The 15,338-nt window shown below is 59.3% G+C and carries 14 protein-coding genes; 8 read left to right on the top strand and 6 right to left on the bottom strand.

What is annotated here, in order from left to right; all coding sequences use genetic code 11:
- Positions 1–37 precede the first annotated feature (37 nt).
- The 6 genes from ACUTJJ_RS21990 to ACUTJJ_RS21965 form a co-directional block, all read right to left on the bottom strand.
- The gene (locus ACUTJJ_RS21990; protein ID WP_445543415.1) at positions 38–1,081 is read right to left on the bottom strand and encodes a zinc-dependent alcohol dehydrogenase family protein; all 1,044 of its coding nucleotides are present in this window, start codon (positions 1,079–1,081) and stop codon (positions 38–40) included.
- A 73-nt stretch (positions 1,082–1,154) separates the two neighbouring features.
- Complete coding sequence (locus tag ACUTJJ_RS21985) at positions 1,155–2,213, bottom strand: ABC transporter ATP-binding protein (RefSeq protein WP_063950621.1); 1,059 nt, start codon at positions 2,211–2,213, stop codon at positions 1,155–1,157.
- 13 nt (positions 2,214–2,226) lie between these two features.
- Positions 2,227–3,009 (bottom strand): ABC transporter permease, encoded by a 783-nt coding sequence (locus ACUTJJ_RS21980; protein WP_063950620.1) that lies wholly within the window; start codon positions 3,007–3,009, stop codon positions 2,227–2,229.
- Positions 3,006–3,890, bottom strand: a complete 885-nt coding sequence (locus tag ACUTJJ_RS21975; protein ID WP_063950619.1) for an ABC transporter permease — start codon at positions 3,888–3,890, stop codon at positions 3,006–3,008. Before ACUTJJ_RS21975 ends, ACUTJJ_RS21980 begins: the two co-directional genes overlap by 4 nt.
- Before the next feature lie 99 nt (positions 3,891–3,989).
- Entirely contained in the window at positions 3,990–5,096 is a 1,107-nt protein-coding gene (locus ACUTJJ_RS21970; RefSeq protein ID WP_063950618.1) for an ABC transporter substrate-binding protein, read from the bottom strand.
- A 289-nt stretch (positions 5,097–5,385) separates the two neighbouring features.
- Positions 5,386–6,264, bottom strand: coding sequence for a MurR/RpiR family transcriptional regulator (locus tag ACUTJJ_RS21965; protein WP_063950617.1), 879 nt, complete (start codon positions 6,262–6,264; stop codon positions 5,386–5,388).
- 176 nt (positions 6,265–6,440) lie between these two features.
- On the opposite strand from ACUTJJ_RS21965, the gene ACUTJJ_RS21960 reads away from it, so the two are divergent.
- From ACUTJJ_RS21960 to ACUTJJ_RS21925, 8 genes are all read left to right on the top strand, one after another.
- Entirely contained in the window at positions 6,441–7,214 is a 774-nt protein-coding gene (locus tag ACUTJJ_RS21960; protein WP_445543414.1) for an N-formylglutamate amidohydrolase, read from the top strand.
- Positions 7,215–7,435: 221 nt separating this feature from the next.
- Complete coding sequence (locus ACUTJJ_RS21955; protein WP_445543413.1) at positions 7,436–8,950, top strand: amino acid permease; 1,515 nt, start codon at positions 7,436–7,438, stop codon at positions 8,948–8,950.
- 64 nt (positions 8,951–9,014) lie between these two features.
- Entirely contained in the window at positions 9,015–10,382 is a 1,368-nt protein-coding gene (locus ACUTJJ_RS21950; protein WP_445543412.1) for a glutamine synthetase family protein, read from the top strand.
- Positions 10,383–10,400: 18 nt separating this feature from the next.
- Positions 10,401–11,789: an aldehyde dehydrogenase family protein gene (locus ACUTJJ_RS21945; RefSeq protein WP_296068944.1), complete on the top strand. Its 1,389-nt coding sequence runs from the start codon at positions 10,401–10,403 to the stop codon at positions 11,787–11,789.
- Positions 11,786–12,931, top strand: a complete 1,146-nt coding sequence (locus ACUTJJ_RS21940; protein ID WP_445543411.1) for an iron-containing alcohol dehydrogenase — start codon at positions 11,786–11,788, stop codon at positions 12,929–12,931. Before ACUTJJ_RS21945 ends, ACUTJJ_RS21940 begins: the two co-directional genes overlap by 4 nt.
- A 281-nt stretch (positions 12,932–13,212) precedes the next feature.
- The gene (locus tag ACUTJJ_RS21935) at positions 13,213–13,929 is read left to right on the top strand and encodes a ParA family protein (RefSeq protein ID WP_144577318.1); all 717 of its coding nucleotides are present in this window, start codon (positions 13,213–13,215) and stop codon (positions 13,927–13,929) included.
- Between the two features lie 167 nt (positions 13,930–14,096).
- Positions 14,097–14,720 (top strand): TetR/AcrR family transcriptional regulator, encoded by a 624-nt coding sequence (locus ACUTJJ_RS21930; protein WP_445543410.1) that lies wholly within the window; start codon positions 14,097–14,099, stop codon positions 14,718–14,720.
- A 46-nt stretch (positions 14,721–14,766) separates the two neighbouring features.
- Positions 14,767–15,338 (top strand): MFS transporter (locus ACUTJJ_RS21925; RefSeq protein WP_445543409.1); only part of this gene is annotated, 572 nt, incomplete at its 3' end.

Here is a 15,338-nt window from a genome sequence, read left to right as displayed (position 1 = left end):
CTTTCGGTCGGCGGAACGCGTGAGGCTGGCTTGAGCGCTATACGAAGCGGTCGATGATGCTGATGCCGCTTTCCTGAAACCTGTCCATGGCGGGCAAGGCCGTTGCGGCCTCGCTCAAGGAGATATGGCGGCCGATCAGCTTTTCAGGCGCGAGCCTGCCGCTTTCGATCATGGCCAGCATGTCCTCGTAACGCCATGCCTGCATGCCATGGCTGCCGTAGATTTCGAGCTCATGGGCGATAACGCGCGCCATGGGAATGGCTGGCATGGCATGGTCGGCAAGCATCAGGCCCACCTGCACATGGCGTCCACGCCGGCGCAGGTTGCTGATGGAATTGCAGCAAGTCTGCGGATGGCCAAGCGCGTCGACCGAGACATGCGCACCGCCACCGGTGATGTCGCGCACGGCCTCGGCGACATCGGCAACGGTGCGGCTATTGATCGTTGCGGTCGCGCCTAGCTGGCGGGCCATGTCGAGCTTGTCGTCGGCAATATCGATGGCGACGACCTGTGCGCCGAGACCCGCGCCGATCATGATGGCGGAGAGGCCGACGCCGCCGCAGCCATGAACCGCCAGCCACTCGCCGCCCTTCAGCCGTCCCTGATCCGTCACCGCCCGGAAAGAGGTGGCAAAACGGCAGCCGAGGCCCGCCGCCGTGGCATAGCTCATCGTCTCCGGGAGGTGAACGAGGTTCTGATCGGCGAAGTCGATGGCGACATATTCAGCGAAAGAACCCCAATGGGTAAATCCAGGCTGGAACTGCGCCTCGCAAACCTGCTGGTTTCCCGAGCGGCATTCATGGCAATGCCCGCAGCCCGAAACGAAGGGAACGGTGACTCGGTCGCCGGTCTTGAAGCGGCTGACGTTTTTGCCGACGGCGGCGATGACACCGGCGAACTCGTGTCCGGGCACGTGCGGCAGGCGGATATCGGGGTCGTGGCCCATCCAGCCATGCCAGTCGCTGCGGCAAAGACCGGTTGCCTTGACGGCGATGACAACGCCGTTTTCTGTCGGCTCCGGATCGGGAAGAGAGGCAACGACAGGGGTTTCGCCAAAACGTTCATAGAATAACGCGCGCATAGCAGCCTCACATCTTCATTTGCGGTCGATATGAGGCCTGCTTTAACGATTTCCCTCGACAGAGGAAAGCGATTTAATCTTTGATCACCATCAGATCGTTGGCGGCAAATTTCAGCGTTACTTGCTCGCCAACAGCCGGGGGCGCCGTGCCGGGATCGTTGAACATGTCGAAAGACAGGGTCGACCCGCCGAGATCAAGACGGGTACGGATGACGGAGCCCAGGAACTGACTGGAGGTGACAATGCCTGATATCGCGACATCACCCTTGGCGTCCGCGCCAAGCGCGCCGGCTTCCGGCCGCAAGGCCAGCGTGATCTTTTCGCCATTGGCCGCTTCCACCGGTCGCGGCAGGGTGATCTGCTGATCGCCGACGCGTATGACGTTCGCCGCGGCATCCACGACGATCGCGTCGATAAGGTTGAGCGTACCGACGAAGGAGGCGACGAAACGGGTCGCAGGCTTGTTGTAAATATCGAAAGGCGAGCCGATCTGGTCGGCGCGGCCGCCGTTCATGACAACGATGCGGTCGGAAATCGACAGCGCCTCTTCCTGATCGTGGGTCACGAAGATGGTGGTGATGCCGAGCTTCTGCTGGATCTGGCGGATTTCTTCGCGCAGCGACACGCGAATCTTGGCATCGAGGGCAGAAAGCGGTTCGTCCAGCAGAAGCACTTCCGGTTTCGGTGCGAGCGCGCGAGCAAGCGCCACGCGCTGCTGCTGGCCGCCCGACATCTGGTAGGGGTAACGGTCCGCCAGATGCTCCAGATGGATGAGCTGGAGCATTTCCTTCACGCGGGCTTCGATCTCGGCTTTCGGCTTGCCGGCGACTTTCAGGCCAAAGGCGACGTTTTCAAAGACGTTCATGTTCGGAAACAGGGCGTAGGCCTGGAAAACCATGCCGATGTTGCGCTGGTTGGGGCGCAGCGCCGTCTGGTCCTTGCCATTGATGACGATCGAGCCGCCGGTCGGCGTTTCAAAACCGGCGATCATGCGCAGCACGGTTGTCTTGCCGCAGCCCGATGGTCCAAGGAAAGAGACGAACTCACCCTTCTCGATGGCCATGTTGAAATCATGCACGACCTGCACGGAGCCGAAGGATTTCTTGATGTTGCTAAGTGTCAAAAAGCTCATGAAAATCTTGTCCTCAGGCCTTGGGAGGCGCGCCCTTCTGATAACGGGAAACGAGTTGGATGAGACCGAGGCAACCCCAGGTGATGCCGAACGAAATCACGGCAAGCGCTGCCGGTTCATAAGCGCGGTTGGCGCCGAGCAGCTGCATATAGGGGCCGAAGGCCGGGCGGTTCAAAAGGGCCGCCATGGTGAATTCACCGATGACGATGGCGAAGGTCAGAAATGCGCCCGACAGCACGGCGACCAGGACATTGGGCAGAATGATGCGCGACAGGATGGTGGTCCATCCCGCGCCGAGGCTCTGCGCCGCTTCGGTCAGTGTGGCCACGTCGATGGTTCGAAGACCGGTATCGACGGCGCGGTACATATAGGGCAGGGCAAGCGTGGCGTAACCGAACATCAACAGCAGGTTGGTGCCGAAGCTTGTTCCCGTCAGCGGCAGCCAGCTCGAGGTGTTGTAGAGCCTGATGTAACCGAAGACGATGACGATGGCCGGGATGACCAGCGGCAGAAGCGTGATGAATTCGATATAGGGGCGCAGGCCCGGCAGTTTCAGGCGCACCCAATAGGCGGTTGGCACAACAAGCAGAACACCGAAAACGATGGTAAAAAGGGCCATCACGACGGAATAGCTGAAGGTTTCCTGAAAGCGCGGATCGGTCAGCACCCTTGCATAGGCGTCGAAGGAATATTCGCCGCGCCGCATCTTCAGGGAGAAATTGGTCATGCCGATCAGCGGCAGGGCGAAATAGAGCAGGCCGAAAATCAGCGCGCCCCAGGCGAAGAAACGCTTCATTTCAGCCACCTTTCGCTGCGGGCGCGCAGCCAGATATAAAGTGCGTTGGCGATGCCGGTCACGACGATCATGCCGAAGGCGAGAGCGTAACCGAGATGCGGATTGCCAAGGACGTCGCCGCGGATCTGCGCAAAAAGCAGGATCGGCACGATATTGAGAGAGGAGCCGGTCAGCGCGATAGCGGTTGCGACGGCGCCGAAGGCGTTGGCGAAAAGCAGCGACATGGTTCCGAGCAGCGAGGGCAGCAGGATCGGGAAGGCAACCATGCGCCAATATTGAAAACCGGTCGCGCCGAGAATTTCCGCAGCCTCGCGCCATTCGCGTTTCAGGCCGTCAAGCGCCGGGGTGATGATGAGGATCATCAGCGGAATCTGGAAGAACAGATAGGTGACCGTCAGGCCCCAGAAAGACAGGATGTTGAAGCCCAGGAGCCTCAGGTCAATGCCGACCTGCGTCTTCAGAAAGACTGTCAGCAGACCGACCGGGCCGAGTGTTGCGATGAACGCAAAGGCAAGCGGCACGCCGGCAAATTGCGAGGCGACGCCGGAAAAAGTGAGAAGTGGGCCGCGAATGCGCTGCGGCAGACCGCCGAGCACCACGGCTGCGGCCACGGCAAAGCCGATCAGACAACCGAGTGCGGCGGAGGCGAGACTGATCTTTATCGAGATCCAGTAGGCCGAAAGGATGGAGGCGGTAAAAAGTCCCTGGATGTTTTCCAGCGTGAAAGTGCCGTCTGTCCGCTGAAACGCGCCAATGACGATCTTCATCGTCGGCATGATCAGAAACAGCAGCACAAAAACGGCAAAAGGTACGACGCCTATCCAATGCAGCGGCAGCTTTCTGCCCGCGTCGGATGGTCCGGCGGTGTTGGTTGATGGCATCCTTGTCCCCAAACGCCGTTTTAAAACGGTCTGTCTATGAAGTCTAGATCATAAAAGAAGCACCCCGGACTTCGAGGGTCCGGGGTGCGTTTTCAACAGTTACTTCACGTTTGCGCCAACGACGCTGTCCCAGCCGCCGGTCACGGCAGCCTTGTTGGCATCAACTTCCTCGAGTGTCGGAAAGATTGCCTTTTCGTAGGCAGCTGCCGGCGGCAGGCTGTCGATGAGTTCCTGCGGAACCTTGCCGGCCTTGACCATCGCGTTGAAGCGGATCGGGTGGCAATAACCCTTCAGCCAACCAAGCTGGCCGTCGTCCGAATAGAGGTGTTCCATCCACAGCTTTGCAGCGTTCGGATGCGGTGCGTAAGCGGAGATGCCCTGAACGTAGACACCAGCGAGAACGCCCTTCTCGGGAACGACGACTTCTGTCGGCGGGTTGTCGTTCAGCGTCTTCCTCCAGGAAAGCGCGTTATAGTCCCAGGCAATGATGATCGGCGTTGCGCCCTGTGCAAGCGTGCCGGCCTTGCCGATGGTCGGCAGGAAATTGCCCGCCTTGTTGAGATCGGCGAAGTATTTCAGGCCCGCTTCACCGGCTTCCTTACCAGATTTCGCACCGGTTGCGAGACCGGCGGCGAGAACACCGAGGATCGCCTGGTTGGAGGCGCGCGGGTCACCCGCAAGTGCGACCTGGCCGGAATAGTCAGCCTTCAGAAGGTCTGCCCAGTCCTTCGGCGTTTCCTTGACCAGATCCTTGTTCACGAAGAAGGACATGACGCCGTAATAGTCGCCGTACCAGTAACCTTCGGGATCCTTGACGTTGTCAGGAATTTCGTCCCAGGTGGAAACCTTGTAAGGCTGCAGCAGGCCTTCGGCCTTCATCTGCGGGCCGAAAGCGAGACCCACGTCGATGACGTCAGGCGCCTGCGGACCCTTATTGTCCTTGTTCGCCTTCACTGCTTCCACTTCGTCGGCAGAGCCGGCGTCCGGGTTCAGTTCGTTGACGGTGATCTCCGGGTACTTTGCCTTGAAGGAAGCGATGACGTCGCCATAACCGCACCAGTCGTGCGGCAGCGCGATCGTTGTGAGCATGCCTTCCTTCTTGGCAGCGGCGATCAGTTCGGCGCTCGGTTCAGCGGCGGCAATGGCGGTGGATGCAATGACCAGCGCGGTGGTTGTAGCAAGCAGTCGGCGGCAGTGAGAGATCACTTTTTTCTCCTCTTCGTGTTCTCATATTGCGGACGCTGATACGGAGTCTCGATGAAGCTAATGTGACGGCTGGATTGCAACTTATTTATCCGGATTCCGCCACTTTAAGCCTGTTTTCCGCCATTATCAGGCTTTCTGGCCTGCAATTGCGGGAGTTGTCCGTTCTCGTCCGTTAGACCAGATGTGTTCCCCAGCTTGGTTTTTCCCCTGCTTTATCGTGCTGGTAGCGATAGCAGGTATCCAATCAGCGAGCAGCACCGGCGTCAAGTCGTATGCCGGCTACGCATATTCACGTTCTGTCCGGACGCCGGAAAAGGCGTGTCTGTTCAAACAGGCCCTCCAGTGCGTTCATGCGTTCCTTGGTTTCATCCCATGTCCCGCTCTGCACCGCTTCGATCAGCGCCTCGACGACGAACAGGGTCACGACAGACGAATCCCAGGCGGACGGGGCCTCGATCTTTACCCGGAAAATATGCAGTGCATGGCGCGCCACCGGCGATGTCCACTGGTCGGTAAAGAGGATGATCTGCACCCCATTTGCCTTCGCCACCTCGGCAAGCGTGGTCATATCGTGCTCGTAGCGGCGAATGTCGAAGATGACGAGCACGTCGCCGGCGCTCATGTTCAGCATATATTGCGGCCAGGCGCTGGAATTGGACGACATCAGAGCCGTCTTCGGCCGGATCACCTGCATGTGAGTGAAGAAATACTCGGCAATCGCACCGGTAATACGACCGCCGACGAAATAGATGCTGCGCTTGCGGTCTGACAAAAGTGCTGCGGCATTGTCGAAGACGGCGGTGTCGAGATCACCAAGCGTATCGCGCAGATTGCCGGTAATGGCGTCGGCAAAGCGGTTGAGAATATGCAGGCCGGGCGCATTGGTCGCCCAGCGGTCATGTTTGGCGACGGGGCCGGAGATCGTCGCTTCCAGTTCCTGATGTAAGTGCGCCTGAAACTCGGGGTAGCCCCTGTAGCCCAGCTTCTGAACCATGCGTGCCACCGTCGGCGTGGAAACACCGGCATTTTCAGCGATGGTGGTGATGCTGCCGAGACCGGACATGGGATAGTTGCCGAGCAGGCTTTCCGCCAACCGTTTTTCCGAACGGGTCAACGCGTCGTAATGGGCATGAATGACATCCGAGACGGTCGCCGTCGTGCTGCGCAAACTTTTCCCCTTCCGGTCTTCTGCCGGTGTGATTGCTAAAATAAACATCTGTGCGCGCTGCCGAGTCAATGGGAAAAATGAAGAGAAAATTTCAAAATTCCATTTGACACTGGCTGCAATGTGAAGAATTCTTTTCGGCGTTAACGGAACGCGGGGGTTCCGGGTGGGGTGCGTGCATGACGCTGCGGTCACGGTTTTTCACAGAAGCGGAAGGGCAGGCCGTCGGCGTCGAGAACGCTGAGGGCAAAGGTGATATCCTTCTCGTCTGCGAGCATGCCTCTGCCGCCATTCCACAGAAATACGGCACGTTGGGTCTTTCGCCCGATGTGCTTTCCAGCCATGCCGCATGGGATCCCGGTGCTCTTGCCGTTGCCCGGCTGCTATCGCAGAGATTCGACGCGACGCTGGTTTATCAACGCTTTTCGCGTCTCGTCTATGATTGCAACCGCCCGCCCGAATCGCCTTCCGCCATGCCGGTAAAGAGCGAGATTTACGATATTCCCGGCAATTTCGATCTCGATGAAGCGGAGCGTTTTGCCCGCACCTCGGCGCTTTACGTGCCGTTTCATGACCGGGTGAGCGAGATCATCGCGTCGCGGCAGGCTGCCGGCCGCAAGGTGGTGGTGGTGACGATCCATAGTTTCACGCCGGTTTATCATGGCCAGTTCCGCGAGGTGGAAATCGGCATCCTGCACGACAGCGACAGCCGGCTTGCGGACGCGATGCTGGCCGGTTCCGAGGGGTCATCGCTCACCGTCAATCGCAACGATCCATACGGACCGGAAGACGGTGTGACGCATACGCTGCGGCTGCATGCGCTGCCTAACGGACTTTTGAACGTCATGATCGAAATCCGCAACGATCTTATCACTGATGAGGGAGAGCAGGCCGAGATCGCCGCTTTTCTTTACGAGCTTATGGGGAAAGCACTCGCTTCGATAGACGAGTGAGGGAGCAGGGGCGGCCGACGGTGAACACATCGGGGCCTGCCATCAAAAGGAGACTGCCGCCATCCGGTCAATCCGGCCAAAGAAGCCGGGAAAAGAAGCGGTACGGGAACAGCAGATGCGTGCGGCGCGATCCGGGAATTCCCTGACGGCGTCGAAGACTGGGGCACAATCGGCCAATCCTGGCTGACTGGCTTGTTTTTTTCTTATCAGGAGAGAAGGGCATGGACAGTTCATCATCAGGCGTCAGCTACAAGAAGGCTGATGCATCCTATTTCGAAAAACGCGGACTATCCCGTTATGCGGGCGTTTGGTCGCTCTGGGCGCTTGGCGTCGGAGCGGTCATCTCAGGGCATTTTTCCGGATGGAATTTTGGCTTTTCCACCGGCGGCTGGGGCGGCATGCTGGTGGCGGGCATCATCATCGCCGTCATGTATATCGGGCTGACATTTTCGATCGCTGAAATGAGCCCGGCGCTGCCGCATACGGGTGCAGCCTATTCCTTCGCCCGCACGGCCATGGGGCCATGGGGCGGCTTCATTACCGGACTTTGCGAGAATGTCGAATATGTGCTGACGCCGGCGGTCATCGTCACGTTCATCACGGCTTATATGAACTCCATTCTGGGGCTCGATCCGGCTTATTCACCCTTTGTGTGGATAGGTTTCTATGTGATCTTCCTTGCTCTCAACGTTTTCGGGCTGGAGCTTTCCTTCAAGGTGACGCTGGTCATCACGCTGATTTCGCTCGGCGTTCTGGTGTTCTTCTGGATCAGCGCCATTCCGAACATGGATTTCTCCCGTTATGCGCTGAACATCGGCGTCGGCCCGGATGGCAATGCGGTGGAGTTGCCGGAGGGCGGCGGATCCTTCTTCCCCTTCGGTTTTTCGGGCGTTCTCGCCACGCTGCCTTTCGCGGTCTGGCTGTTCCTCGCCATCGAACAATTGCCGCTGGCGGCCGAGGAATCCGTCGATCCGAAGCGCGATATGCCGAAGGGCATCATCCTCGGCGTGATTACTCTGATGGTTTCGGCCTTCATGATCGTGCTGCTCAATCCGTCCCTGCCGGGCGTCGGCGCCTTCCATCTCAGCTCCTCGCTTGAGCCGTTGCTGGATGGCTTCAAGGCGATTTACGGCGATGGCGGCGTGGTGCTGCTTGGCATCGTCGCGCTCACCGGCCTGATCGCGAGCTTCCATACGATCCTTTATGCGCAGGGCCGGCAGATCTATTCGCTATCGCGGGCCGGGTACTTCCCGACCGTGCTTTCCATCACCCACTCGAAATACCGCACTCCCTTCGTGGCCAATATCGCCGGCGCTCTCGTTGGTCTTGCAGTCATGCTGGTCATCTGGTTCGCACTGGGCGCGGAACAGGGCGGCAGCATCATCGGCAGCGTGCTTCTGAACATGGCCGTGTTCGGCGCGATGTTCTCCTATATCCTGCAGGCGATTTCCTTCATCCTGCTCCGGAAAAACCTGCCGCATATAGAGCGGCCGTTCCGCTCGCCCTTCGGCATTCCGGGTGCGGTGCTGACTGTTATCATCGCCATCGTTACACTGCTTTACCAGATCCAGGATCCGAACTTCAGCAAGGGCGTGCTGTGGGTAGCGGTCTGGTTTGCGGTCGCGATCGCCTATTTCGCCTTCATCGGGCGCCATCGCCTCATCCTGTCGCCCGAAGAGGAATTCGCGCTGGAGCATAAGCAGGCGGCTATGGCCGCGGCAGCTGCAAAAGCCTGATGCTCACAAACACGGGCGGCCGCATCCCGGCCGCCCGATCACGACAATAAAGGGAACGGACAATATGACGAGCTACACATTCGACGCGCTTAAGATGGATGTCGCCGAGGGCCGCATCGACACGGTTCTGGCCTGCCTTGTGGACATGCAGGGGCGTCTGATGGGCAAGCGGTTCCAGGCCGAATTCTTCGTCGAAAGTGCCTATGAGGAAACCCATAGCTGCAACTACGTGCTTGCCACCGACATGGAGATGGAGACCGTTCCCGGGTACAAGTCCTCCAGCTGGGAAAAAGGATACGGCGACTATGTGCTGAAACCGGACCTTTCGACGCTGCGGCGTGTGCCGTGGCTGGAAGGCACGGCGCTGGTGCTCTGCGACGTGCTCGATCATCACACACACGAGGAGGTGCCGCATTCCCCGCGCGCGATGCTCAAGAAGCAGGTGGCGCGGCTGGAGGCCATGGGACTGAAGGCCTATATGGCGACCGAGCTGGAGTTCTTCCTGTTCGACCAGACCTTCGATGCGGCGCGCGCCAATGGTTACAAGGGTCTGAACCTTGCTAGCGGCTATAATGAGGACTACCATATCTTCCAGACGACCAAGGAAGAGGACGTCATGCGCGCGCTGCGCAAGGGCTTGCAGGGCGCCGGCATTCCGGTTGAAAATTCCAAGGGCGAGGCGTCTCCCGGTCAGGCGGAAATCAACGTTCGGTATGCCGAGGCGCTGACCATGGCCGACCGGCACGCCATCATCAAGAACGCCACCAAGGAGATCGCCTGGTCGAAGGGTAAGGCGGTGACGTTCCTCGCCAAGTGGAACTACAATGCCGCCGGCAGTTCTTCCCACATCCACCAGTCGCTGTGGAGCCTCGACGGCAAGACCCCGGCGTTTCTGGACAAGGATGCAGAGCATGGCATGTCGCAGCTGATGCGGCATTATGTTGCCGGGCTTCTGGCCCATGCCAGCGAGATCACCTATTTTCTGGCGCCCTACATCAATTCCTACAAGCGGTTCATGGCCGGCACGTTTGCGCCGACCAAGGCGATCTGGAGCCTCGACAACCGCACGGCGGGATATCGTCTCTGCGGGGAGGGCACAAAGGGCATCCGCATCGAGTGCCGTGTCGGTGGCTCCGATCTCAATCCCTATCTCGCCATGGCTGCTCTTCTCGCGGCAGGCATTGACGGCATCGAAAATAAACTTGAACTTGAGCCCGCTTTTGTCGGCGATGCCTATGGCGGCAAGGACGTGCGCGAGATACCAAAGACGCTGCGTGACGCCACCGCATTTCTGGATGGATCGACCATGCTGCGAAATGCCTTCGGCGACGATGTGATCGATCATTACGTCCGCGCCGGGGCGTGGGAACAGGAAGAATACGACCGCCGCGTGACCGACTGGGAAGTGGCGCGCGGTTTCGAACGGGCCTAATCATTACGGGAAAACATCATGACCATGATCCAGAATATCTCGCCCATCGACGGCTCGGTTTATGCCGAGCGGGAGGCGATGTCGCTGGAGGCGGCGAGGGCCGCCGTTTCGAAGGCGCGCAAGGCGCAGAAGGACTGGGCGCGGCGTCCGCTTGAGGACCGCGTTCAGCTGGTGCTGAAGGGTGTCGCACGTCTTAACGAAATGGTGGATGAGGTCGTGCCGGAACTCGCCCACATGATGGGCCGTCCGGTGCGTTATGGCGGTGAGTTCAAGGGTTTCAACGAGCGCTCCAATTATGTCGCCTCCATTGCCGCGGACGCGCTTGCTCCCCTCGTCATCGAGGAAAGCGGCGCTTTCGAACGCCGCATCGAGCGTGAGGCGCATGGCGTCGTCTTCGTTATCGCGCCGTGGAACTATCCTTACATGACGGCGATCAACACCGTCGCGCCCGCTTTGATGGCCGGCAACACGGTCGTCATCAAACATGCGGCGCAGACGCTGCTGGTGGGTGAGCGCATGGTGCGGGCTTTCGTCGAGGCCGGCGTGCCTGACGATGTCTTCATCAATGTCTTCCTCGACCATGGCACGACGTCGGCACTGATTTCCGAGGGCCTTTTCAACTTCGTCAACTTCACCGGTTCGGTCGAAGGCGGACGTGCCATCGAGCGCGCCGCGGCCGGCACCTTCACCGGCCTCGGGCTCGAACTCGGCGGCAAGGACCCCGGCTACGTGATGGAGGATGCCGATCTGGACGCCGCCGTCGATACGCTGATGGATGGTGCGACCTATAATTCGGGGCAATGCTGCTGCGGCATTGAGCGTATTTACGTCAACGAAAACCTCTATGACGCCTTCGTCGAGAAGTCCGTGGCGTGGGTTTCCAATTACAAGCTCGGCAATCCGCTGGAACAGGAGACCACGCTTGGGCCGATGGCCAACAAGCGTTTCGCAAAAGTCGTTCGCGCGCAGATTGCCGATGCCGTCGCGAAGGGGGCCAAAGCACTGGTCGATCCGAAGCTGTTTCCCGCCGATGATGGCGAGAGCGCCTATGTCGCGCCGCAAGTCCTCGTCAATGTCGATCATTCCATGGAATTCATGACCGAGGAGACCTTCGGCCCGGCTGTCGGCATCATGAAGGTGAAGAACGATGACGAAGCCATCGCGCTGATGAACGACAGCAAATACGGCCTGACCGCTTCGCTGTGGACGCAGGATGCCGCCCGCGCCGGGCGGATCGGCCGCGAAATCGAAACCGGCACCGTGTTCATGAACCGCGCGGATTATCTCGACCCCGCCCTTTGCTGGACCGGCGTGAAGGAGACGGGCCGGGGCGGCTCGCTTTCTGTCCTCGGTTTCCAGAACCTGACCCGTCCGAAATCCTACCATCTGAAGAAAGTCACGAAATGAATATCGTCGCCAACTGGAGTTATCCCACCGCCGTCAAGCTTGGCCGTGGCCGGATCAAGGAACTGGCGGAAGCCTGCAAGACGCTCGGCATCAAGAAGCCGCTTCTCGTTACGGATCGCGGCCTTGCCAATATGGCGATTACCGCGCATGCGCTGGATGTGCTGGAGGAGGCGGGTCTCGGCCGGGCGATCTTCGCCGAGGTCGATCCGAACCCCAACGAAATCAACATGGAAGCGGGTGTGAAGGTCTATCGCAATGGCGGCCATGATGGTGTCGTGGCATTTGGCGGCGGCTCGGGGCTCGATCTCGGCAAGACCATTGCCTTCATGGCCGGGCAGACCCGCCCGGTCTGGGATTTCGAAGATATCGGCGACTGGTGGACACGGGCGGACGCTTCCAAGATCGCGCCTATCGTTGCCGTTCCGACGACGGCCGGCACCGGTTCGGAAGTCGGTCGCGCCAGCGTCATCACCAATTCGCAGACGCATGTGAAGAAGATCATCTTCCATCCGAAGCTTCTGCCAGGCGTCGTGATCTGCGATCCGGAACTGACGGTCGGCATGCCGAAGGTCATCACGGCGGGCACGGGCATGGACGCCTTTGCCCATTGCCTCGAAGCCTATTCGTCGCCGTTCTTCCACCCGATGAGCGCCGGTGTGGCGCTGGAGGGTTTGCGGCTCGTCAAGGAATTCCTGCCGCGCGCGTATAAGGACGGCACGGATATTGAAGCGCGCACCAACATGATGGCGGCAGCGGCCATGGGGGCGGTTGCCTTCCAGAAGGGCCTCGGCGCCATCCACTCGCTCTCGCATCCAATCGGCGCTGTCTACAACACCCATCACGGCATGACCAATGCCGTCGTCATGCCGGCGGTGCTGCGCTTCAACCGTCCGGCAATCGAGGACAAGATTGCCCGCGCCGCTGCCTATCTTGGCATTTCCGGCGGTTTCGACGGCTTTTATGACTATGTGCTGAAGCTTCGCAAGGAACTCGGCGTGCCGGAGAATCTCACCGCCATGGGCATCAAGCCGGATCGCATCGACGAACTGGCGGCGGAAGCGATCAAAGACCCCAGCTGCGGTGGCAATCCGGTGCCGATGACGCTGGAAAATACCAAGGCGCTTTTTGAGGCTTGCTTTTAAAGGGCATCTTTTATTCGTCAGGCTTGTTTGAGATCGAGGGCGTGCTGCTGGTTTCTTCTCCCGACGGGGAGAAGAAACCAGCGGCAACGTCGCGCCGGAACGAGCTAGGATACGATCTCCAGCCCATGAAGCCCACGATGAGCCCATCGCGGGCGTTTCTCATAGCGCTTCGTCCCAGCGTTAGCGTTTTATTAACCCTGTTCGTTAAGATTGTAGAAAGCACCATGAAGTGCGTCGGTGCGAGAATGAGCATGAAACGGCTCTGACGAACAGGGGGTATCATGTCAGTCATCACTTTCGCCAATACCAAGGGCGGCGCGGGGAAAACCACGGCCGTGCTGCTTCTGGCAACCGAATTGGCCCGTAGCGGCCATCGCGTGACGGTCCTCGATGCCGATCCGCAATTATGGATCTCCCGCTGGCACGAACTATCGGGCGAGATCGAAAATCTCTCGGTGATTTCGCATGTGACGATGGCCTCGCTTGAGGGACACATTCGCGAGAACCGGGCCAACACTGACTGCTTCATCATCGATCTTCCGGGCGCAAAGACGCCCCTTCTGACCATGGCGCTCGGAATTTCCGATCATGTTCTGATCCCGGTTCAGGGCTCAGCCATGGATGCGCGCGGTGCTGCCGAAGTTCTTGATCACATCGAATTCCTGAACCGCAAGATGGGCAAGGAGATCGCCCATTCCATCGTGCTAACGCGGGTCAATGCCATGGTCGCGACGCGTTCGCTGTTGCTCGTGAAGATGCTGCTTTCGGAAAAGAACGTGTCGATGCTGAACACGGCGATTGTCGAGCGTGCGGCTTATCGCGATATTTTCGACCATGGCGGAACGCTTCTCTGTCTGGATGGCAAGAAGGTCAGCAATATCGACAAGGCGGTCGAAAACGCGGCGGCTTTCGCCGAGGAAGTCATCAACCTCCTGCCGAAAAGACTTCCGAGGCGCGTTGCTCATCTGGCGCGTTTGGTGACACGCAGGGCTGCCTGATCCATCATTTTTATCCCAACTGGTTGCAGGCAAATTGCGACGTGGGATGAAATTGGCTTCCCACGAAATGCGTAGCAGGGGCGCCGTTACGAGGCGCTTCCTAAAGCCTCTTCGTGGGGCGAAAATTTTCGCTTGATTTGGAAACGATCGTTTCCTATATTCCGCTCATGAGCAATTTGAGCCACTCCAATTCCTCGGAACAACGCCATCGCGGCCGCCCGCGCGAGTTCGATCTCGATCGCGCGCTGGATGGTGCGATCAAGGTGTTCTCGCGGCGCGGTTACCACGCTACTTCGGTCGGTGATCTCACCGATGCGATGGAACTGGCGCAGGGCAGTCTCTACAAGGCTTTCAAGGATAAGAAAGCCATCTTCATCGCGACGATGGAGCGCTACAGGATCATCCAGACCCAGCGCTTCGAGGCGGCGGTGGCCGGTTTCGAAACCGGCTATGAGCGCCTTAAGGCGGGCTTGATGTTTTATGCCGAACGTTCTCACGGCGGGGTCGGCTCGGATGGATGTCTGGTGGTTGGTGCCGCCGCCGACTTGGCTGCGCTGGATGAAGACATTGCCGTCGTGGTCGAGCGGGCAGTGAAGATGAGGGAGCGGATTGTCGCCCGGATTATCACGGAAGGGCAGAAGGATGGTTCCGTGGCCTCGAAAGCCGATCCCGATGATCTTGCTCGGGCGATGCTGTGCATGATGTACGGCATGCGCGTGGTTGGAAAAACCGGGCGCAGCCTCAAAGACATGGTGGCAGTGGTGGATCTCGCCATGAAGCTTGCCGATTGATTTAGTGACTATTTAGGAAACGATTGTTTCCATATTGGAGAAAATGATGACAACGCGTGTGATTGATGGGGATGATGTCGAGACGACATCGATTTCCCCGGCCTTGACCTTCCTGCTTGCAACAGCCTGCGGATTGATCGCGGCCAATCTCTATTATGGCCAGCCGCTTGCCGGCATTATCGGCGCGGAGCTTGGCCTGTCTGCCGGCGCGACCGGGTTGATCGTCACCCTGACGCAGATCGGCTACGGTGTCGGCCTCCTGTTCGTCGTGCCGCTCGGTGACCTCATCGAAAACCGCAAGCTTGTGGTCAGTTCCGTCTCCATGGCCGTGCTATCGCTCGTTGCTGCAGCGTTTGCCCCGCACGCCGCGCCATTTTTGATTGCCGCCTTTCTTGTCGGTGTCAGTTCGGTGGCGGTACAGGTCATCGTCCCCTATGCCGCACATATGGCGCCGCACGCCGTTCGCGGGCGCGTCGTCGGTAACGTCATGAGCGGCCTGATGGCCGGCATCATGCTGGCGCGGCCGGTTTCCAGCCTCTTGTCGGAAGTCGTTTCCTGGCGTGGGGTCTTCCTCACCTCTGCCGCCGTCATGGCCCTTCTCGCTGTCGTCCTCTTCCG

Source organism: Agrobacterium sp. DKPNP3 (genome assembly GCF_052686535.1).
The sequence above is the reverse complement of the archived record's forward strand: the minus strand, read 5'-3'. Positions and strand labels throughout refer to the sequence as shown.

Excerpts from the sequence above, each read along its gene's own strand:
- ACUTJJ_RS21990 (WP_445543415.1), bottom strand. The coding sequence starts at position 1,081 with ATGCGCGCGTTATTCTATGAACGTTTTGGCGAAACCCCTGTCGTTGCC.
- ACUTJJ_RS21985 (WP_063950621.1), bottom strand. The coding sequence starts at position 2,213 with ATGAGCTTTTTGACACTTAGCAACATCAAGAAATCCTTCGGCTCCGTG.
- ACUTJJ_RS21980 (WP_063950620.1), bottom strand. The coding sequence starts at position 3,009 with ATGAAGCGTTTCTTCGCCTGGGGCGCGCTGATTTTCGGCCTGCTCTAT.
- ACUTJJ_RS21975 (WP_063950619.1), bottom strand. The coding sequence starts at position 3,890 with ATGCCATCAACCAACACCGCCGGACCATCCGACGCGGGCAGAAAGCTG.
- ACUTJJ_RS21960 (WP_445543414.1), top strand. The coding sequence starts at position 6,441 with ATGACGCTGCGGTCACGGTTTTTCACAGAAGCGGAAGGGCAGGCCGTC.
- ACUTJJ_RS21955 (WP_445543413.1), top strand. The coding sequence starts at position 7,436 with ATGGACAGTTCATCATCAGGCGTCAGCTACAAGAAGGCTGATGCATCC.
- ACUTJJ_RS21950 (WP_445543412.1), top strand. The coding sequence starts at position 9,015 with ATGACGAGCTACACATTCGACGCGCTTAAGATGGATGTCGCCGAGGGC.
- ACUTJJ_RS21945 (WP_296068944.1), top strand. The coding sequence starts at position 10,401 with ATGACCATGATCCAGAATATCTCGCCCATCGACGGCTCGGTTTATGCC.
- ACUTJJ_RS21940 (WP_445543411.1), top strand. The coding sequence starts at position 11,786 with ATGAATATCGTCGCCAACTGGAGTTATCCCACCGCCGTCAAGCTTGGC.
- ACUTJJ_RS21935 (WP_144577318.1), top strand. The coding sequence starts at position 13,213 with ATGTCAGTCATCACTTTCGCCAATACCAAGGGCGGCGCGGGGAAAACC.
- ACUTJJ_RS21930 (WP_445543410.1), top strand. The coding sequence starts at position 14,097 with ATGAGCAATTTGAGCCACTCCAATTCCTCGGAACAACGCCATCGCGGC.